Genomic DNA, 19,931 nt, shown 5'->3' with positions numbered 1-19,931 from the left:
GCTTGAGGGCAGGATTCCAGCGCCCGGGCGGGTTGCAGGCAGCCCCGGGGAGCCGTTATCATACGCGGCTCGCCGGGACTGACCCGGTTGTTTGTGTCCCGGAGATTCCATGCCCAGCGTCAAAGTCCGCGAAAACGAGCCTTTTGAGTTTGCTCTGCGTCGCTTCAAGCGTACCTGCGAAAAAGCCGGTGTTCTGGCCGAAACCCGCAAGCGCGAGTTCTACGAGAAGCCGACCCAGGAACGCAAGCGCAAGGCCGCCGCCGCGGTGAAGCGCCAGCTGCGCCGCAGCTCGCGCGACGTCACCAAGAAGCAGCGCCTGTACTGAGCCGCGTCGCTTCGCCAGAAGCCGGCACGCGCGAGCGTAGCCGGCTTTTTGTGTTTTTGGCCGTGGCGAGCATCGCCCCGGTCTTGTAGGTCCGAGCTTGCTCGGATGCTCTTGCCTCAATGCGAAATGCATCCGAGCAAGCTCGGATCTACGAGGCGAGAGGACGGCACGCCTTGGCATACGGTTTTAATCAACAACCTGGAGATCCACATGTCCCTGAAACAGCAGCTCGTCGAAGACATGAAAGCCGCGATGAAGGGCGGCGACAAGCACACGCTGGGCGTGGTGCGCCTGATCAACGCCGGGATCAAGCAGCGTGAGGTGGACGAGCGCATCGAGCTGGATGACGCCGCCGTGCTCGCCGTCATGGAAAAAATGGTCAAGCAGCGCAAGGATTCGGTCAGCCAGTTCGAGGCCGCAGGCCGCGAAGACCTGGCCGCCATCGAGCGCGCCGAGATCGTGGTGATCGAGAAGTATCTGCCTGCCAAGCTCGGCGAGACCGAGATCCTTGCGGCCATCGACGCCGCCATTGCCGAGACCGGCGCCACCGGCCCGGCCGACATGGGCAAGCTGATGGGCGTGCTGAAGCCGAAGCTGGCCGGACAGGCCGACATGGGCCTGGTGTCGGCATTGGTGAAGAAGAAGTTCGCGGGTTGAGTCCGGATGCTGCTGCGATTCGTCACCCCGGATCGCGATGAACGGACCGGTCAACGGACCGGTTTGATGACTGTGGCGTATCGCTTGCTTCGCTCGGGCAATCTGCCTCATGCGGAAGAAGAAAGATTGCGCAGCCACACGCAATGGCTCGAAACCAATCTGCCGGTTCCCGCCAGGTTCGCCCGCAAGCGCAATGTTTCGCACAAGCAGACGCACGGAATCTCATGGCTGAGATCCAGCGCCACCGATGCCGTCCGTTACCTGCACGCCATTGCGGATATCGCGCGGCAGCATGACCACCTGATAGAGATCGTGCAGACGGAGCGGCCCGGCTACATTGTTCATGAAGACCAGTGGCAGGTCGTCGCTGAACCCTTCCACGGCGAGGAACGTTGAGAAAATGCCCATAACGACATCCCTTCCGATCCCGCCAGACGTGCGACTACGCCCTGCAGCGCGCGATGACGTCGGACAAATCCTGTGCTTCATTCGCGAACTCGCCGAATACGAAAAGCTCGCACACGAAGCCGTGGCCGACGAAGCCACGCTGGCGGCACAGTTGTTCGGCGAACGACCCGCCGCCGAAGTCCTCATCGCCGAAGTCGATGGGCAACCCGCCGGCTTCGCCCTGTTCTTCCACAACTTCTCCACCTTCCTCGGCCAGCGCGGCCTGTACCTGGAAGACCTGTTCGTGCGCCCGCCATTCCGTGGCCTGGGCCTGGGCAAGCGCCTGATGGTCCACCTGGCCAGGCTGGCGGTCGAACGCGATTGCGGCCGCTTCGAATGGTCGGTGCTGGACTGGAACGAGCCGGCGATCCGCTTCTACCGCAGCCTGGGCGCGCTCGGCCTGGAGGAATGGACGGTGCAACGCGTCACCGGCGCCGCACTGCGGGCATTGGCTGCGAACCGGGAGGAATAACCACCTTCCTCCGAGGGCACAGTCTTCGGGTCGGCTATACTCCAACCGAATTCGGACCGAATTGGAGATGCGAAGATGAGCGATCCTGTCATCAGCCTGAGCGATTTCAAGGCCGGCGCCAGTCAATGGCTGAAGCACCTGCAGGAAGACAACCAGGCGGTCGTGCTGACCCAGAACGGTCGTGGCAGCGCCGTCGTGCAAAGTTTCGAGAGCTTCCAGCGCCAGCAGCAGAGCCTGGCCATGTTGAAGCTGATGACCCAGGGCGAGGCCGATATCCAGACAGGACGCACCAGTACGCAGGCGCAGACATTCACGGCCCTGCGGCGCAAGCTGGAAAAGCGACGTGACTAGGAGCGTGGTGTTATGGACCGACACCGCACGCAATGATCTCGAAAGCCTGGTCGATTACATCGCCGCGGACGACCCCGCGGCTGCAATGCAGGTTCTCGACACGCTCGAGCGGCGGGCACGGGCCCTGGAGTCGCAAGCGCGACGCGGCAGGATCGTCCCCGAATTGCGCGCCGTCGGCGTATTGCACTACCGCGAACTGCTGGAACGCCCGTGGCGTATCGTCTATCGCATCGAGGCCGGCCGGGTGTTGGTGCTGGCTGTGCTGGACACCCGACGCGATCTGCAATCACTGCTTCTTGAACGCCTGATCCGCTCCTAGACAAGATGGCACGCATCCCCGACGCCTTCATCGACGATCTCCTCGCCCGCACCGACATCGTCGAGGTGATCGGCACGCGCGTGCCGTTGAAACGCCAGGGCAAGGAGTACTCGGCGCGCTGTCCGTTCCACGACGAGCGCTCGCCGTCGTTCACGGTGTCGCAGACCAAGCAGTTCTACCACTGCTTCGGTTGCGGCGCGCACGGCACCGCGATCTCGTTCCTGATGAACTACGACCGCCTGGAGTTCCTCGACGCGGTCGACGAGCTGGCCAAGCGCGTGGGCATGGAAGTGCCCAAGGAAACGCAGAAGCGCAACGAAACCGACGACGGCCGCGACATGTACGCGGCGCTGGACGCGGCGGCGAAGTTCTTCCAGCGCCAGCTGCAGGAAAGCGACAAGGCAAAAACCTATCTCGACCAGCGCGGCGTCGATGACAGCATCCGCGCGCAGTTCTCGATCGGCTACGCGCCCGATGGATTTTCCGCGTTGAAAGACGCGCTGGGCACCGACGAACGCCGGATCAAGCTGCTCGACAAGACCGGCATGTTGTCGCGCAGCGACAACGGTCGCGTGTACGACAAGTTCCGCGACCGGGTGATGTTCCCGATCCACGATCGCCGCGGCCGGGTGATCGCCTTCGGCGGCCGCGTGCTGGCCAAGGACGATGGGCCGAAGTACCTCAACTCGCCGGAGACGCCGCTGTTCCACAAGGGCCGCGAACTCTACGGCCTGTGGCAGGTGCGCCAGGCCAACCAGAAGATCGAACGACTGGTCGTGGTCGAGGGCTACATGGACGTGGTCTCGCTGTTCCAGTATGGAGTGACCCAAGCCGTGGCGACGCTGGGCACGGCGACCACGCCGGACCACGCCGAGCTGTTGTTCCGCAACTCGCCGGACGTGTATTTCTGCTTCGATGGCGATGCCGCCGGACAACGCGCGGCGTGGAAGGCGCTGGAATCGGTGTTGCCGCGGATGAAGGACGGGCGCCAGGCGTTCTTCCTGTTCCTGCCCGATGGCGAGGATCCGGACAGCATCGTGCGCAGCGAAGGCGCCGCCGGTTTCGACAGGCGCCTGCAACAGGCGACGCCGCTGTCGCAGTTCTTCTACGACGAACTAGGCAAGGACGTGAATCTTTCCACGCTGGATGGCAAGGCGCGCCTGGCCGAGCGCGCCAGGCCGCTGCTCGCGCAGATCCCCGATGGCGCGTTCGGCGACCTGATGCGGCAACGCCTGGGCGAGATCACCGGCGTCGGCGTGCGGCAAGCGCAGGCCCTGCCGGAAAAGCCGAAACCCGTTTCGCGCGCGCCGGTGGCCACGCAGAAGCGCAGCCTGGTGCGCGGCGCGATCTCGGTATTGCTGCAGCAGCCGTCGCTGGGACTTTCGCTGATGCCGCCTTATGGCTTCCGCGACCTGAAGCAACCCGGCGTCGAATTGCTGGTGGAGTTGCTGTCGCTGGTCCATGCACGCCCCGAAATCAGCACCGGCGCCTTGCTGCAGCATTTCTCCGGACGCGACGAACTGGCCGCGCTGCAGAAGCTGGCGTCGCATGCGCTGCCCGGCAACGAAACCACCTGGCGCATGGAGCTGCACGACGCCGTGGCCCAGCTGGAACGGCAGACGGTCGAACAGCGCATCGAGGAACTGCAGGCCAAGAACCGCGACGGCGGGCTGGACGAAGCCGACAAGTACGAACTGCGCGCCCTGCTGCAGGCGCGCATCGGCCGCGGCTGAACACGGATCCCGACACCTTGTCCCCCAAGGGGACTTGCTTCGGGGCGTAGAGCCGAGCTTGCTCGGCTGCTCTTGATTTTTCGCGAAGAGCGGCCGAGCAAGCTCGGCTCTACCAAGGCATGACCTTGGTCATGCACAGGCCCGCGCCCGCCGCGATAAAGTGTCGCGACCCTCTCCAGGAGAATCCTGATGCGCCGCATGGATCATGCCCTGTTCGCCAGCCTGTTCGCGCTCGCCGCATTGCCCGTCGCGGCGCAGGCGGCGATGAAGCCGCAGGAAGTGGTGCGCAAGGAACAGGGCAACCGCATCACCGAGAACGTGCCGGAAATTCCGGCTGAACTGATCGACAGGCTCAACCGTTACCAGAACACGCGCGGTGCGTCCTTCGCCGGCTGGACCGGGGACGGATGCCTGCTCATCAGCACCCGCTTCGCCGAGACCGCACAGGCGCATCGCGTGTGCCAGCCGATGGGCGCGCGCGAGCAGTTGACGTTCTATCCGGAGCCCGTGGCCGGCATCGCGCCTTCACCGGCCAAGGCATGGCGCGAAGGCTTCGTCTTCGCCAAGGACAAGGGCGGAGACGAGTTCTCGCAGTTGTACTGGTTCGATGCGCAGACCCGTTCCATCGCCCTGCTGACCGATGGCAAGCGCACCCAGAACGGTGGCGTGGTGCTGAGCCATGACGGCGGACTGATGGCCTATACGAGTACCGCGCGCAACGGCACGGATCGCGATATCTGGCTGCGCGACACCCGCGCGGGCACGACACGCACGCTGGTGACGGCCGGCGGCAGCTGGAGCGCGATGGACTTCTCGCCGGATGGCAAGCGCCTGCTGGTGATGAAGTACGTTTCGGCGAGCGAATCGCAACCCGGCGAAGTCGATATCGCCAGCGGCAAGCTGGAACTGTTCCCGGTCGATGGCGGCAAGGCGGCGTTCGGTGGATTCAGGTACGCGCCCGGCGGCAAGGCGGCGTACTTCATTTCCGACGAGCCGTTCGAAGGCAAGGCCAGCGAGTTCCAGTCCCTGCGTTTCCATGACCCCGCCAGCGGCAAGCTCCTGCAGTTGAGCGGCGGCATCCCATGGGACGTGGAAGGACTGGAGATCGCAGACGACGGCAGGCACCTGGCCTTCGTCAGCAATGAGGACGGGATCGGCAAGCTGCATGTGCTTTCGCTTCCGGACCACCGGCCGTTGCAACTGCCTGCCCTGCCCGTGGGCGTGATCGGCGGCTTCGGTTTCTCGCCCGATGGCAAGCGCCTGGCCCTGAGCCTCAACACCGCGACTTCGCCGAGCGATGTGCATGTCATCGACCTGGCCGGCGGCGAACGCACGCAGTGGACCAAAAGCGAAGTCGGCGGACTCGATGCCTCGAAATTCGTCGCGCCGACGCTGGTCCGCTTCCCCACTTTCGACCAGGTGGATGGCGGCGCACCGGGCAAGAGCCCGCGTACCATTCCCGCGTTCTACTACCGGCCCGCGAACGCGACGGCAGGCCACAAGCTGCCGGTGGTGATCAGCATCCATGGCGGACCCGAAGGCCAGGCGCTGCCGGCCTTCAACCCCGGCATCCAGTTCATGGCCAACGAACTCGGCATTGCGGTGCTGGTGCCCAATGTGCGCGGCTCATCGGGCTATGGCAAGACCTACCTGACCCTGGACAATGCGGAAAAGCGCGAGGATTCGGTCAAGGACATCGGCGCGTTGCTGGACTGGATCGCGCAACAACCGGAACTGGACGCGGACCGGGTCGGCGTGACCGGCGGCAGCTATGGCGGCTACATGGTGCTGGCCTCGCTGATGCATTACAGCGAGCGCATCCGTGCTGGCGTCGAAACAGTCGGCATCTCGCACTTCGGCACCTTCCTCAACAACACCGAGAGCTACCGTCGCGACCTGCGCCGCGCCGAGTACGGCGACGAACGCGATCCGGAAATGAAGGTCGTGTTCGAGCGCATCTCGCCGCTGAACAACGCCGGCAGGATCACCTCGCCGCTGTTCGTCGCCCAGGGCCGCAACGACCCGCGCGTGCCCTACACCGAAGCCGAGCAGATCGTGAAAGCGGTGCGCGGCAATGGCCGGCCGGTGTGGTTCCTGATGTACGCCGACGAAGGGCACGGCTTCAAGAAGAAGACCAACAGCGATTACTTCGGCGCAGCGACGATGCGCTTCTGGCAGGAGTACCTGTTGCCCGAATAACCGCGGACCGTAGGAGCGCCCCTTGGGCGCGATGCCCTCCGATCCGATCGCGAAAAACCCAAGAGCATCGCGCCCAAGGGGCGCTCCTACGATTCTCGCGGAATCATCCGGCCAGCGCTGCCGGCTGCAGCAACGGCATAAGCCAGTGGTCGGCCAGCAGGAACACGAACAACGCCATCAGGTAGACGATGGAATAGTTGAACACGCGCATCGGGAAGAATTCGTCGGGCGGATCCAGCAGGCGCCATGCGTACCACAGGAACACCGCGCCCAGGACCAGCGCGCCGCCCAGGTAGAACAGGCCGCTCATGCCGAAGATCACCGGCAGCACGGTCACTTCCACCAGCAGCACCGTGTAGAACAGGATCTGCCAGCGCGTATAGGTCACGCCATGGGTCACCGGCAGCATCGGCACCAGCGCCCGCGCGTAATCGTCGCGGCGGAAGATCGCCAGCGCCCAGAAATGCGGCGGCGTCCACACGAAGATGATCAGCACCAGCAACAACGCGTACGGCCAGTCCCACTCGCCGGTCATGCCGGTGACCGCGGCCCAGCCCAGCAACGGCGGCGCGGCGCCGGCGACGCCGCCGATGACGATGTTCTGCGGCGTGGCCCGCTTCAGGAACACCGTGTAGACCACCGCGTAGCCGATCAGCGAAGCGAAGGTCAGCAGTGCGGTGATGGTGTTGACCCACAGCACCAGCACCGTCATCGACAAGGCCGCCAGCAGCAGCGCGAACACCAGCGCCTGCCACGGCTTCAGCTGGCCGACCACCAGCGGCCGCCACGAGGTCCGCGCCATCTTCGCGTCGATGCGCGCGTCCAGGATCTGGTTGATCGCCGCCGCGCTGGACGCCGCCAGCCAGATGCCGAGGAAACCGAGCGCGCCATGCCTGAGCTGCTGCGCATCGGGCATGCCGTCGATGGCCAGGAGCATGCCGACCAGCGCGGTGAACACGATCAGCGCGACCACGCGCGGCTTGGTCAGGCTCCAGTACTGGCGGACGGTAGCCATCGTCGTCATTCCGGCCTGCGCAGGCGCGCCAGCAGCGACACCAGCACGAACAGCAACAGCGCCGCACCGGCGTTGTGGGCGACGGCCACGTGCAGCGGCAGCGCCAGCTTGACGTTGAGGATGCCCAGCGACACCTGGCCGATCACCAGCACGATCAGCGCCGTGGCCCAGCCGCGCATGCCCGGCGTGCGCAGCAGGCGCACTGCGAACACCAGCAGGTACAGCGCCAGCAGCACGGCGACGATGCGGTGCGCCATCTGGATGGCGATACGCGACGCGCCATCCAGCACGCCGCCTTCGTAGTCCACGCCGACCCCGCGCCAGAGTACGAAGCCTTCGCGGAAATCGTGCGGCGGCCACCATTGGCCCACGCACCTGGGGAAATTGTCCGCGGACCAGCTGCCCGCACCGCACGACAGCGCCGCGTAGTTGGCGCTGGTCCAGCCGCCAAGCGCGATCTGCAATCCGAGCAGGACCAGGCCGGCGATCACCCAGCGTTTCAATGCGCCGGCTTCGACCAGGGTGATCGGGCGATCGATCGCCCGCCAGGCCATCCACACCAGCAGCGCGAAGGTGGCCAGTCCGCCCAGCAGGTGGCCCATGACCACGATGGGCTTCAGCAGCAGGGTCACCGTCCACATGCCCAGCAGGGCCTGGAAGATGATCACCGCGAGGGCGAGCACGGCCACCCGCGACAGATCCGAGTTCGACCAGCGCACGGCCGCGAACAACAGGATGATCTCACCGGCTATCGCCAGCGCCGACGCAGCCGCATGTTCCCCGCGCATGTACAGCGGAATCGCCGCCGCCACCAGCAGCGATGCCAGCGCGACCTGGGCGATGCCATGGCGCCGCTTGCGCGCCGCGAGCACCGCCAGCAGCAGCACCAGCACGCCCAGCGAACCGGCCAGCATCCTGTGCACCTGTTCGCGCCAGGCCTTGTGGGTCTCGAACGGACGGATCGCGCTGGCCGCGTGGTCGCTGACTTCGCTGGCGGCCTGCGGCCAGGCCGCGCGTCCATAGCAGGTCGGCCAGTCCGGGCAACTCAAGCCGGCATCGGACAGGCGCACGAAAGCGCCGAACACCACCACGCACAAGGTCAGCACCACGGCCAGCCAGGCGAAGCGATGGAAATGTCGGTAGACAGCGGGACGGGCGACCAGGGTCATCAGATCAGTTTCAGCAGTTTGGAGACGTCGGCGCGGATGAAGCCCGGATCCGTGCCCGGCGCATAACGCAGGATCACGAAACCGTTGGGATCGATCACATAGACAGGCACGCCGGCCGGATCCTTCACCCGCGGCAATGCGGCCAGCAACTCCGGCGTGGGCAGCAGTACGCGACGGGATTGGGTGTCGGGCGCATCGGCGGGAAGCGCGCCGGCCCAGAGGATCTCGACATGGTCGGCGTTGTTGCCGAACAACTGCCACACCGTGTCGAGGTCGCGCGCCAGCTTCTGGCATTCGGTCGTGCAGTCGGCCGCAGGCGCGACCACGATCCGCCACAGGCGCTCGGTGGGCCGCCACTCATAGTTATTGCCATCGGCGAGCCTGGGCACCACGGCGCGCGCGTCGATCGCGGGCCGCAGCATCTCCCCATGGACCTTGCTGCCCTTTGGCTGCCAGCCGCTGAAGCGCAACACGCCGGCGCCGAAGATGGAACCGAAGAACAACAGGAAGATCAGCACCAGTATCCAGCGTCCGCGGCGGACTTGGGCGGGATCGGGTTGCATGGGATCGGGTCGTGCAGGAACGGGGGAATTCGGATTCATGTGCGGCATTTTCTCATGCGCAGCCGCTCAGCGCGGGCGTCGTTTGCGCAAGGTCAGCACCAGCGCGACGACCAGCACCGCAATCGCCAGGCCGAACCATTGCACCGCATAGCCGAGGTGGCGTTCCGGCGGCAGGGTGTTGGGCAGGATGTCGAGGTCGCGGGCGTAGCCGAGCTTCAATGCCGGATCCAGCTTGAGCACGCGCGATGCCAGGGTCGGCACCTTCAGCGCATCCGCGAGCGCGGCGGGATCCAGCCCGATCGCCAGCAGGTTGCCATCGGCCTGCGGCGTGGCTTGCGACCCGGCGATGCCCGGGGAAGGCGGCGGCGCCAGCAGGCCGGCTACACGGATCGGGCCCGGGGGAGTTTCGATGACGGGGAGCTTGCGGTCGCCCGGCAACGGCAGCCAGCCCAGTTCGACCAGCAACGGCGGCGCGGCGGCGGACAGGAAAACCCGATAGACACGGATGCCGGCGCGATCCCCGTGACTCTGGTTGTCCAGCAGCACCGCCGGCGCCGGCGCGAACCGGCCCTCGCCCGCCGCCCAGTCGTAGGCGGTCTTGCGCGCCGGATCGCCGGCCGCGGACAACGGCAGCGGCTTGCGCTCCGCGAGTGCTTTCTGCGATTCGGCCAGCATCGCCTGTTTCTGCTCGGCGCGATCCAGTTGCCACACCCCCGCCCGGCAGAACAGGGCGATGACGATCGCGGCGAGTATCCACAGCTTTCCGGCCGACCGGCTCATGCGCGCTTTACCCGTGGCTGCGATAATGGAAACACATCGCTGGACGTATCCCTCATGAGCCCTTCACTGCAAAAACTGCTGATCATCGCGTTCCTGATCGTGATCCTGTGGAACCTGGGCGCCGGCCTGTACTACCTGCTGGTCGACAAGGGCCAGAGCAAGCGTACCGTCAACGCACTGACCCGGCGCATCGCCGTTTCCGTGGCGCTGATCCTGCTGGTGGCGCTGGGCATCTACACCGGGGTGATCAAGCCGCACGGCATCGGCGGCTGATCTTCATTATCCCATATGGAGCTGGGCATTCTCGAGACTGGATAAGCGGCGCGAAGCGCCGGATGAACACATGGACTTTCGATGCTCGACACACCCATCGGTAGAAAGCCCGTACATGCCCTTGGGGTGGATCGAATCGCCCCGGGCACAGGCGCCCAGCAAGTGAATTACCGGCTTTCGTTCCCGATCAGTGTCGCGTGACGACCAAAGGCGCACCCGTCGTGATGATCATGGTGTGCTCGTACTGCGCGGACAGGTTTCCTTTCGCACCCGAAAGCGTCCAACCATCCGCTTCTTCCGCGACGACCCGGCTTTTCGTGGACAGAAATGGCTCTATGGTGATGACCATGCCTTCTTCCAGGATTCGTTGATCAGAGGGATCGAAGTACCCGGGAATATGCTCCGGCTCCTCGTGCAGCGCCCGGCCGACGCCGTGGCTGCCAAGATTCTCGATAACCCTGAAACCGTATTTCTTCGCGGTACGCTCGATGGCAGCACCGATTCCGTTGATGGGCAGCCCGGCCCTGGCGTTCTTCATCGCTTCAGTCAACGCAATGCGGGTGGCGTGGCACAGGCGGGTCTTCAGCGGAGTGGTCGGCAGTATTACCGTGGTACCGCCGGTATCGGCGAAGTATCCGCCCAGCTCCGCCGACACATCCACGTTGAGGACATCTCCAGCCTGGATGATCCGGTCTCCGGGAATGCCGTGCGCTGCCTGTTCGTTGATGCTGATACAGGTCGCGCCAGGAAAGCCGTATGTCAGCTTCGGCGCGGATCGTGCGCCGTATTCTGCCAGGAGCCGTTCGCCGATCCGGTCGAGGTCCCGGGTCGTCATTCCAGGGGCTGCTGATTCAAGCATTCGCTGGAGTATCAACGAGACTATACCGCCGATTCGCTGAAGTCCTGCGACGTCCTCATCCGTTTCGATCGTCATTTAGATTCCTCCGTAAGCCAGCAAGAAAACCGGTGGCGCCGTTACCGGCGGGGTCTCGCTTGCACGGATGCGGCGGACGTTCCGCTTTTCTTCCGTTGCGCTTACAGCACGTAAACGAACAGGAACAAGCCCAGCCAGACCACGTCGACGAAGTGCCAGTACCACGCGGCGGCCTCGAAGGCGAAATGGTTGTCCTTGCTGAAGTGGCCCTTGGCCACGCGCAGCCACATGATCGCCAGCATCAGCGTGCCCAGGAACACGTGCGCGCCGTGGAAGCCGGTGAGCATGAAGAAGGTGGAGCCGTAGATGCCCGAACCCAGCGTGAGGTTCAGTTCCTTGTAGGCATGGATGTATTCCTCGGCCTGGAAGGTCAGGAACAGGCCGCCCAGGATCACGGTCAGGCCCAGCCAGATCAGTATCTGCTTGCGGTTGGCGGCCTTCAGCGCGTGGTGGGCGATGGTCAGGGTCACGCCGGAGCTCAACAGGATCAGCGTGTTGACCAGCGGCAGGCCCCAGGCCGGAATGGTCTGGAAGGCGCCACCGACCTGGCCCGGGCCGCTGGTCGGCCAGGCCGCGCTGAAGCCTTCCCACAACAGCGCATTGGTCATCACCCCATCGCCGGCACCGCCCAGCCACGGCAGCGCCAGGTTGCGCGCATAGAACAGCGCACCGAAGAACGCGCCGAAGAACATGACTTCGGAAAAGATGAACCAGACCATGCCCATGCGGAACGACACGTCCACCTGCTTGTTGTAGTTGCCGGTGACCGATTCGCGGATCACGTCGCCGAACCACATGAACAGCGTGGCGCACAACATGAAGAGACCGGCGAAGAACGTCCACTTGCCCCAAGCCGTTTCATTGAGCCAGCTGGCCACGCCGAGCATGGTGGTGAACATGGCGATGGAACCCACGAACGGCCACTTGCTGTGGTGCGGTACGTAGTAGACGTTGGCGTCCGGCGAATGCGATTGGGCCATGGCGGAATCTTTCCTGTTGCTGATCCGGTGGAGAGTGCGATATTTGCTTCGATTGGAGTTACGGTGCCGCGAGCGGCGAGGACGAGGTCTTGGCCCCACCCAGCTGAGTGGTCAGGGCCTCGTTCTTGAAGAAGGTGTAGGACAGGGTGATGGTGCCGATGTCCGCGGGCAGATTCGGATCGACGATGAAACGCACCGGCATGTCGCGGCTTTCGCCGGCCTGCAGGGTCTGGGCGGTGAAGCAGAAGCACTCGGTCTTGGTGAAGTAGCCCGAAGCGCGCGACGGCGCCACCGAGGGCACCGCGCTGCCGACGATGGCGCGCGCGCTGTCGTTGCGGGCGAAATACTTCGCCTCGTTCAATTCACCGGGAACGACCTGCATGGTCAGCTGCTCCGGATGGAACGCCCACGGCAGCTTCGAGTTCACCCCGCCGTCGAACTGCACGGTGACGGTGCGCGCCTTCGGCGCCAGCGCCGCGGCCCTGGCTTCGCCGGGGCCCTGCTCCAGGCGGATGCCGAAGACCTTCTCGCAGGCGATGCGGTACAGCGGCACCAGCGAGAAGGTGAAGGCGAACGCGGCCAGCGACACGCCGATCAGTTTCAGCATGCCCGCGGAGTTGGACTTGCCCGCGCTCATGTCGCGACGACGCCGGACAGGATGAAGCCGATGTAGATCAACAGCGCGATGCCGCCCACGACCAGCGCGGTACGCGCCGCGCGCTTGCGGCGCACGGCGGAATCATCGACGGGGCGGATCGGATCGCTCATCTCGGATCATCCCTCCCGGATCAGTGGCTCACGTCGTCGTGGGCCAGGTCGCCCGGACGGATCACCGGCGGCGTGGTGAAGGTGTGGTGCGGCGCCGGCGACGGCACGGTCCACTCCAGGCCCTTGGCGCCTTCCCAGGCGCGCGCTTCGGCCTTGGCCCCGCTGCGCAGCGAGCTCAACAGGATCGCGGCCATCAGGAACGGGGTGACGAACATGCCGAACGCGCCGATCGAGCTGACCATGTTCCAGTCCGCGAACACCGGGTTGTAATCGGGGATGCGGCGCGGCATGCCGGCCAGGCCCAGGAAGTGCTGCGGGAAGAACAGCAGGTTGACGAAGACCATGGTCCACCAGAAGTGGAACTTGCCCCAGAACTCGCTGTACATGCGGCCCGACCACTTCGGCCACCAGTAATAGACCGCGGCGATGATGCCGAACAGCGCGCCGGTGACCAGCACGTAGTGGAAATGCGCGACCACGAAATAGGTGTCGTGGTACTGGAAGTCGGCCGGCACGATGGCCAGCATCAATCCGGAGAAACCGCCGATGGAGAACAGGATCACGAAGGCGATCGCCCACAGCATCGGCGTCTCGAAGGTCAGCGAGCCGCGCCACATGGTGCTGACCCAGTTGAACACCTTCACCCCGGTGGGGATCGCGATCAGCATGGTCGCGAACATGAAGTAGATCTCGCCGCCCAGCGGCATGCCCACCGTGAACATGTGGTGGGCCCAGACGATGAACGACAGGAACGCGATCGACGCGGTGGCGTAGACCATGGCCTGGTAGCCGAACAGCGGCTTGCGGCTGAAGGTCGGGATGATCTCGCTGGCGATGCCGAACGCCGGCAGGATCATGATGTAGACCTCCGGGTGGCCGAAGAACCAGAAGATGTGCTGGTACATCACCGGGTCGCCGCCACCGGCCGCATTGAAGAAGCTCGTCCCGAAGAACTTGTCGGTCAGCAGCATGGTCACCGCGCCGGCCAGCACCGGCATCACCGCGATCAGCAGGAACGCGGTGATCAGCCAGGTCCAGCTGAAGATCGGCATCTTCAACAGGTCCATGCCCGGCGCGCGCATGTTCAGCACCGTGGCGATGATGTTGATCGCGCCCATGATCGAGCTGACGCCCATCATGTGGATGGCGAAGATGGTGAAGGCCAGGTTGTAGCCGCCCTGCAGCGACAGCGGCGGATACAGGGTCCAGCCGCCGGCCGGAGCGCCGCCCGGCAGGAACAGGGTCAGCAGCAACAGGGTGAAGGCGAACGGCAGGATCCAGAACGACCAGTTGTTCATCCGCGGCAAGGCCATGTCGGGCGCGCCGACCTGCAGCGGGATCATCCAGTTGGCCAGGCCGACGAAGGCCGGCATGATCCCGCCGAAGATCATCACCAGCGCATGCACCGAAGTCATCTGGTTGAAGAACTCGGGCTTCACGTACTGCAGGCCCGGGGTCATCAGCTCGGCGCGGATCACCACCGACATGCCCGCGCCGATGATGAACATGATGAAGCTGAAGATCAGGTACAGCGTGCCGATGTCCTTGTGGTTGGTGGAGAAGAACCAACGCTCGACGAAGCCTTGCTTGTGGCCGTGATCTTCGTGGTGATCGACTGCGGAATGGGCCATGGGGTGTTACCTCGGAATATCGGATGCGGACTGGCGAATGCGGACTGGCGTGGGCGGAAACGGCGTCGGTTCGACGACGATCAGGCCTCGGTCGGCTCGGGGGCGGGTTCGGGGGCGGCCTCGACCGGCGCGGCTTCAGCCGGGCTTGCGGCAGGCGCGGCTTCGACTGGCGGCGCCGGCGCCGCGGCCGGCTTCTTCGAAGCCAGCCACTGCCTGAATTCTTCCTTCGGCACCGCGCGCACCACGATCGGCATGAAGCCGTGGTCCTTGCCGCATAGTTCGGCGCACTGGCCGCGGTAGATGCCCGGGGTCTGGATGTCGGTCCAGGCCTCGTTGATGATCCCGGGGATCGCATCCTGCTTCCAGCCCAGCGCCGGCACCCACCAGGCGTGGATCACGTCGTCGGCGGTGATCACGAAACGGATCTTGGTGTTGACCGGCAGCACCAGTTCATTGTCGACGTCGAGCAGGTAATGCGGGTTGGCAGCGATCGTCGGCTGTACGCCGCTCTGGCGGACGCGATCGGATTCGCGGTCCAGGCGGCTGGTGAACGCGACCTCCTCGCCCAGGTATTCGTACTTCCACATCCACTGGTAGCCGGTGACCTTCACCGTCATCTCGGAATCGCGGGTGTCGTACATGGCGATCAGCTTGGCCGTGGCCGGCCACGCCATCACCACCAGGATGATGATCGGGATCACCGTCCAGATGACCTCGGCGGTGGTGTTGTGGGTGAACTTCGCCGCGACCGCGCCCTTGGACTTGCGGAACTTGAACATCGCGTAGCCCATCGCGCCGAACACGATGACGCCGATCACCACGCAGACCCACAGCGCGAACATGTGCGCGTCGTAGGCGTGGTTGGCCGACGAGGTGACGCCGCGGCCCATGTTGAGCTGCCAGGGCTTGGGATCGGCGGATTGCGCCCAGGCCAGGGCCGGCGCCAACATCGATGCGCAGGCCGCACCCATCGACCACGTGACCCGCTTGAAGAAACCTTTCGCTTGCGTCATTGCCTAGACCCTATGTGCGTCATCGGTAGCGGCTTGCGGCCGCCAGTAGAACCTGCAACTGCCCTGCCAGCTCCCGGCGTTCGGCCGGCCCGAGGAAGTTGCCCACCTCGACCCGCCTGCCACTGGAAGCCAGCGAAATCCTTTCGCCATCCTCTTCGATACCCAATCGCACCCAATAAGGATGCGCCCGGAATACCGCTTGCGCCTGCACTCCCGCCGGCGCGGTGCGGCTGACCTCCACCACCTCCGGACCGATGGTGATGCACTCGTCGCGATCGCCGCTGCGCCACAACCAGCGCAGCGCGGCCGCCAGGATCGCGCTGTGCAGCAGGGCGAAGGCCGGCGCGAAGACATTGCCGGCCAGCCAACCCATGCTTGCCACCAGCCACATCGCCCCCGCCAGCACGGCGAACAGCGCCACGAACTGGCGGGCCGTCAGTGCCCGGGGCGGTCGCAGCCGGAGCCGCGCGCTACGCCCGTCGGGGAAAGACGGAACCACCTCGATCACGTCGCCAACCTCGCTGCGAGGCCGCGGAAAACCGCTAAATGGTAGCCCTCGCCACAGTTAGCGGCAAGCTTCGGCGATTCCGCCGACACCGTCCAACACCTCGCCAAGCGAAGCCACAAGGCGCTTTCGCGTCTGTATCCCGACCCTGGCCAGGGTCGCGACGGGATCCGCATTATCTGCAGAAACAGAGGGCATCAGCGCAAGATTCGACAGTATCCCGGCCAGCCCGGTAGCCCTAAACTATCGGGCTTCGCTTCCGAGTCCCGCGACCAGCATGTCGATTCCCTCGCCCGCCGCCGTCACCCCTCCTGCGGATCTCATTGCCCCCGAGCTCCCGGGCGAACCGTCCCCCCTGCGCCAGGCCATCACCGCGGCCTGGATGCGCGACGAAACCGAACACGTGCGCGATCTGCTGGAGCAGGCGCGCCTGCCCGCCGCGGACCAGGCCGCCGCCCAGGCACTGGCCGCGGATCTGGTGACCCGGGTCCGCGCCCGCGCCCAGGATCAGGGCGCGATCGAGGCCTTCATGCGCCAGTACGACCTGGGCAGCGAGGAAGGCGTGCTGCTGATGTGCGTGGCCGAGGCGCTGCTGCGCATCCCCGACCAGGACACCGCCGACAAGCTGATCCGCGACAAGCTGGGCGACGCGGACTGGAAGAAGCACATGGGCGAAAGCGACTCGGTGCTGGTCAACGCCTCGACCTGGGGCCTGATGCTGACCGGCAAGCTGGTCAGCCTGAACGACCTGACCCGCCACGATGTGCGCGGCGCTTTCAAGCGCCTGGTCGGCCGCGTGGGCGAGCCGGTGATCCGCCTGGCCGTGCGTCAGGCCATGCGCATCATGGGCCACCAGTTCGTGATGGGCCGGACGATCGCCGAAGCGCTGGCCCGGTCGCGCAAGGGCGACAACGCCAGTTACCGTTATTCCTTCGACATGCTCGGCGAAGGCGCGCTGACTTCGAAGGATGCCGCGCGCTACCTCGAGGCCTACCGCAAGGCCATCCACGCGATCGGCAAGACCGGCCCGTTCGCCGACGTATTCGCCGCCCCCAGCATCTCGATCAAGCTCTCCGCCCTGCACCCGCGCTACGAACACGCCAAGCGCGAACGGGTGATGGCCGAACTCGCCCCCGGGATCCTCGAGCTGGCGCAACTGGCCAGGTCGTACGCCATCGGCTTCACCATCGACGCCGAGGAAGCCGACCGCCTGGAGCTGTCGCTGGACCTGATCGAGGCCACTTTCTCCGACAAGTCGCTGGAGGGCTGGGAAGGCTACGGCCTGGCCGTGCAGGCCTACCAGAAGCGCACGCCCTGGGTGCTCGATTTCCTCGCCGACCTGGCCCGCCGGGCCGGCCGGCGCATGCCGGTGCGCCTGGTCAAGGGTGCGTACTGGGACGCGGAAGTGAAGCGCGCGCAGGTCGAAGGCCACCCGGGCTATCCGGTGTTCACGCGCAAGCCCAACACTGACGTGTCCTACCTGGCCAACGCGCGACGGATGTTCGCCAATATCGACGCGCTGTATCCGATGTTCGCCACGCATAACGCACAGACGATCGCGGCGATTCGCCAGATGGCCTCGGTATTGCTGGAGAAACGAGAAACGAGGAACGAGGAGCGAGTAGAAGCGGGAGCGGCGGTGGATACCTCTCGTTCCTCGTTCCTCTCCACTCGTTCCTCGCCTTTCGAATTCCAGAAACTGCACGGCATGGGCGACGACCTGTATGCCGAAGTGGTCCCGGCCGACCGCCTCGGCATTCCCTGCCGGGTGTACGCGCCGGTCGGCTCGCACGAGGACCTGCTGCCCTACCTGGTCCGGCGCCTGCTCGAGAACGGCGCCAACTCCAGTTTCGTCAACCGCATCACCGACGAAAACGTGGCCATCGACGATCTGATCCGCGACCCGGTCGAAACCGTGTCCGGGTTCGATTCCATTCCGCACCCGCGCATCCCGTTGCCGGTGCAACTTTTCCAGAACCAGGCGCCGAGCCTGAGCACCGACAGGAAGAATTCCATGGGCGCCAACCTCGCCAACGACCAGGACCTGCGCGCACTCGCCGAGCAGATCAACGACGCCTTCACGCAAGCCGGCCCGCATGGCTGGCGCGCCGCGCCGCTGGTGCCGGGCGCGGTACTGTCCACGCGCGCGCTGCCGGTGACCAACCCGGCCGACCGCCGCCAGGTGGTGGGCGAATGGCATGCCGCCGACAGCGCCATCGTCGAGAAGGCGCTGCACAATGCGGTCGCCGCGCAACCGGGCTGGGACCGTACCCCGGCCGCCGGCCGCGCCACGATCCTCGAGCATGCCGCCGGCCTGCTGGAAGCGCGCATGCCCGAATTCATCGCCCTGTGCGTGAAGGAAGCCGGCAAGACCATCCCCGATGGCGTCGCCGAAGTGCGCGAGGCGGTCGATTTCCTGCGCTATTACGCGGCGCAGGCGCGCGCCCAGTTCGGCGCGCCGGAACGCCTGCCCGGCCCGACCGGCGAATCCAACGAGCTGCAACTGCACGGTCGCGGCGTGTTCGTGTGCATCAGCCCATGGAATTTCCCGCTCGCCATTTTCCTCGGCCAGGTCGCCGCGGCGCTGGCCGCAGGCAACAGCGTGATCGCCAAGCCGGCCGAACAGACCAACCTGATCGGCCATGCCGCGGTGAAGCTGCTGCATGAAGCCGGCGTGCCGGAAAATGTGGTCCAGTTCCTGCCCGGCGACGGCGCCGTGGTCGGCGCTGCATTGACCAGGGATCCGCGCGTGGCCGGCGTGGCCTTCACCGGTTCCACCGACACCGCCCGCGCGATCAACCGCGCCATGGCCGCGCGCGACGCCGCCATTGGCGTGCTGATCGCCGAGACCGGCGGCCAGAACGCCTTCATCGCCGATTCCTCCGCCCTGCCGGAACAACTGGTCAAGGACGCGATCGGCTCGGCCTTCACTTCCGCCGGCCAGCGCTGCTCGGCCGCGCGCGTGCTGTTCGTGCAGGAAGACATCGCCGACAAGGTGATCGGCATGCTCGCCGGGGCGATGGACGAACTGAGGGTCGGCGATCCCGGCCTGCTGTCCACCGATGTCGGCCCGGTGATCGACGCCGATGCGCTGAAGATCCTCGAAGACCATGCCGCGCGCATGGACCGGGAAGCCAAGCCGATCAAGCGCGCGCATGCCGACGCGTCGGTGGCGCACGGCACCTACTTCGCGCCCGGCGCCTGGGAACTGCATTCGCTGGACCAGTTGCAGAAGGAAGTCTTCGGTCCCGCGCTGCACGTGCTGCGCTGGAAAGGCGAGGACCTGGACAAGGTCATCGACGCGATCAACGCCACCGGCTACGGCCTGACCCTGGGCGTGCATTCGCGCATCGACGAAACCATCGACCGCATCGCCGCGCGGGTCAAGGTCGGCAATGTCTACGTCAACCGCAACCAGATCGGCGCGGTGGTCGGGGTGCAGCCGTTCGGCGGCCAGGGCCTGTCCGGCACCGGCCCCAAGGCCGGCGGCCCGCACTACCTGCCGCGCTTCGCAACCGAGAAGACGGTGACCGTGAATACCACCGCCGCGGGCGGCAACGCCTCGTTGCTGACCCTGGGCGACTAGCAAGCCGCCTTCCTGCGGGACGGGTCCTGCCGTAGGAGCGACGTGAGTCGCGAAGGCACGATCTATGCGGCGCGACATCCTCCAAGGAGACTTCGCTCCTGCGGTCGAACCGGTCAGACAACCAGGTTGTGCTGGCGCCGGAAGGAAGAGCGGCGGGCCAAGGCCCGCCCTACGATCCTGAGCGTCGATGGCCTATGGCGGCCGACGCGAT

General features: G+C 65.6%; 21 protein-coding genes. 10 read left to right on the top strand and 11 right to left on the bottom strand.

What is annotated here, in order from left to right:
* Positions 1-109: 109 nt before the first annotated feature.
* The 8 genes from rpsU (at position 110) to CSC74_RS07735 (ending at position 6,503) form a co-directional block, all read left to right on the top strand.
* Positions 110-325, top strand: a complete 216-nt coding sequence (gene rpsU / locus CSC74_RS07770; protein ID WP_162313883.1) for a 30S ribosomal protein S21 — start codon at positions 110-112, stop codon at positions 323-325.
* A 210-nt stretch (positions 326-535) separates the two neighbouring features.
* Complete coding sequence (locus CSC74_RS07765; protein ID WP_162313882.1) at positions 536-982, top strand: GatB/YqeY domain-containing protein; 447 nt, start codon at positions 536-538, stop codon at positions 980-982.
* Positions 983-988: 6 nt separating this feature from the next.
* Positions 989-1,378 carry a hypothetical protein gene (locus CSC74_RS07760; RefSeq protein WP_162313881.1) on the top strand — a complete coding sequence of 130 codons (390 nt, stop codon included), beginning with the start codon at positions 989-991 and terminating at the stop codon, positions 1,376-1,378.
* A 4-nt stretch (positions 1,379-1,382) separates the two neighbouring features.
* Positions 1,383-1,901 carry a GNAT family N-acetyltransferase gene (locus CSC74_RS07755; protein WP_162313880.1) on the top strand — a complete coding sequence of 173 codons (519 nt, stop codon included), beginning with the start codon at positions 1,383-1,385 and terminating at the stop codon, positions 1,899-1,901.
* 75 nt (positions 1,902-1,976) lie between these two features.
* Positions 1,977-2,252, top strand: coding sequence for a type II toxin-antitoxin system Phd/YefM family antitoxin (locus CSC74_RS07750; RefSeq protein WP_162313879.1), 276 nt, complete (start codon positions 1,977-1,979; stop codon positions 2,250-2,252).
* Positions 2,245-2,571: a type II toxin-antitoxin system RelE/ParE family toxin gene (locus CSC74_RS07745; RefSeq protein ID WP_162313878.1), complete on the top strand. Its 327-nt coding sequence runs from the start codon at positions 2,245-2,247 to the stop codon at positions 2,569-2,571. The genes CSC74_RS07750 and CSC74_RS07745 overlap by 8 nt, the downstream gene beginning before the upstream one ends.
* Positions 2,572-2,576: 5 nt before the next feature.
* Positions 2,577-4,304: a DNA primase gene (gene dnaG, locus CSC74_RS07740; protein ID WP_162313877.1), complete on the top strand. Its 1,728-nt coding sequence runs from the start codon at positions 2,577-2,579 to the stop codon at positions 4,302-4,304.
* 189 nt (positions 4,305-4,493) lie between these two features.
* Positions 4,494-6,503, top strand: a complete 2,010-nt coding sequence (locus CSC74_RS07735; protein ID WP_211369580.1) for a S9 family peptidase — start codon at positions 4,494-4,496, stop codon at positions 6,501-6,503.
* A gap of 103 nt (positions 6,504-6,606) precedes the next feature.
* Here CSC74_RS07735 and cyoE read toward each other — a convergent pair whose 3' ends face one another.
* From cyoE to CSC74_RS07715, 4 genes are all read right to left on the bottom strand, one after another.
* Positions 6,607-7,518, bottom strand: coding sequence for a heme o synthase (gene cyoE / locus CSC74_RS07730; RefSeq protein ID WP_425501441.1), 912 nt, complete (start codon positions 7,516-7,518; stop codon positions 6,607-6,609).
* 5 nt (positions 7,519-7,523) lie between these two features.
* On the bottom strand, positions 7,524-8,687 hold the full coding sequence (locus tag CSC74_RS07725; protein WP_162313875.1) for a COX15/CtaA family protein: 1,164 nt from the start codon (positions 8,685-8,687) through the stop codon (positions 7,524-7,526).
* Positions 8,687-9,250 carry a hypothetical protein gene (locus tag CSC74_RS07720; RefSeq protein WP_162313874.1) on the bottom strand — a complete coding sequence of 188 codons (564 nt, stop codon included), beginning with the start codon at positions 9,248-9,250 and terminating at the stop codon, positions 8,687-8,689. The genes CSC74_RS07725 and CSC74_RS07720 overlap by 1 nt, the downstream gene beginning before the upstream one ends.
* A 66-nt stretch (positions 9,251-9,316) precedes the next feature.
* Entirely contained in the window at positions 9,317-10,030 is a 714-nt protein-coding gene (locus tag CSC74_RS07715) for an SURF1 family protein (RefSeq protein ID WP_162313873.1), read from the bottom strand.
* 54 nt (positions 10,031-10,084) lie between these two features.
* Between CSC74_RS07715 and CSC74_RS07710 the strand changes: the two genes are divergently transcribed.
* Entirely contained in the window at positions 10,085-10,303 is a 219-nt protein-coding gene (locus CSC74_RS07710) for a twin transmembrane helix small protein (RefSeq protein WP_162313872.1), read from the top strand.
* A 187-nt stretch (positions 10,304-10,490) separates the two neighbouring features.
* Here the strand turns inward: CSC74_RS07710 and map are convergent, their stop codons facing one another.
* The 7 genes from map to CSC74_RS07680 form a co-directional block, all read right to left on the bottom strand.
* Positions 10,491-11,237, bottom strand: a complete 747-nt coding sequence (map, locus tag CSC74_RS07705) for a type I methionyl aminopeptidase (protein WP_162313871.1) — start codon at positions 11,235-11,237, stop codon at positions 10,491-10,493.
* Between the two features lie 101 nt (positions 11,238-11,338).
* Positions 11,339-12,217 carry a cytochrome c oxidase subunit 3 gene (locus CSC74_RS07700; protein ID WP_162313870.1) on the bottom strand — a complete coding sequence of 293 codons (879 nt, stop codon included), beginning with the start codon at positions 12,215-12,217 and terminating at the stop codon, positions 11,339-11,341.
* 58 nt (positions 12,218-12,275) lie between these two features.
* Positions 12,276-12,854 (bottom strand): cytochrome c oxidase assembly protein, encoded by a 579-nt coding sequence (locus tag CSC74_RS07695; RefSeq protein ID WP_162313869.1) that lies wholly within the window; start codon positions 12,852-12,854, stop codon positions 12,276-12,278.
* Positions 12,851-12,985 carry a hypothetical protein gene (locus CSC74_RS17645; protein ID WP_281349728.1) on the bottom strand — a complete coding sequence of 45 codons (135 nt, stop codon included), beginning with the start codon at positions 12,983-12,985 and terminating at the stop codon, positions 12,851-12,853. The genes CSC74_RS07695 and CSC74_RS17645 overlap by 4 nt, the downstream gene beginning before the upstream one ends.
* A gap of 20 nt (positions 12,986-13,005) precedes the next feature.
* Complete coding sequence (ctaD, locus tag CSC74_RS07690; RefSeq protein ID WP_162313868.1) at positions 13,006-14,616, bottom strand: cytochrome c oxidase subunit I; 1,611 nt, start codon at positions 14,614-14,616, stop codon at positions 13,006-13,008.
* An 80-nt stretch (positions 14,617-14,696) separates the two neighbouring features.
* On the bottom strand, positions 14,697-15,629 hold the full coding sequence (coxB, locus tag CSC74_RS07685; RefSeq protein WP_162313867.1) for a cytochrome c oxidase subunit II: 933 nt from the start codon (positions 15,627-15,629) through the stop codon (positions 14,697-14,699).
* Positions 15,630-15,648: 19 nt separating this feature from the next.
* Complete coding sequence (locus CSC74_RS07680; protein WP_162313866.1) at positions 15,649-16,137, bottom strand: DUF2244 domain-containing protein; 489 nt, start codon at positions 16,135-16,137, stop codon at positions 15,649-15,651.
* Positions 16,138-16,411: 274 nt separating this feature from the next.
* Here CSC74_RS07680 and putA point away from each other — a divergent pair, with 274 nt between their 5' ends.
* Positions 16,412-19,720 carry a bifunctional proline dehydrogenase/L-glutamate gamma-semialdehyde dehydrogenase PutA gene (gene putA, locus CSC74_RS07675; RefSeq protein WP_162313865.1) on the top strand — a complete coding sequence of 1,103 codons (3,309 nt, stop codon included), beginning with the start codon at positions 16,412-16,414 and terminating at the stop codon, positions 19,718-19,720.
* Positions 19,721-19,931: the final 211 nt, after the last annotated feature.

The sequence above is a fragment of the Pseudoxanthomonas yeongjuensis genome (genome assembly GCF_010093345.1).
Classification (GTDB): domain Bacteria; phylum Pseudomonadota; class Gammaproteobacteria; order Xanthomonadales; family Xanthomonadaceae; genus Pseudoxanthomonas_A; species Pseudoxanthomonas_A yeongjuensis.
Note: the sequence above shows the minus strand (reverse complement) of the source record. Positions and strands in the feature narration are given on the sequence as shown.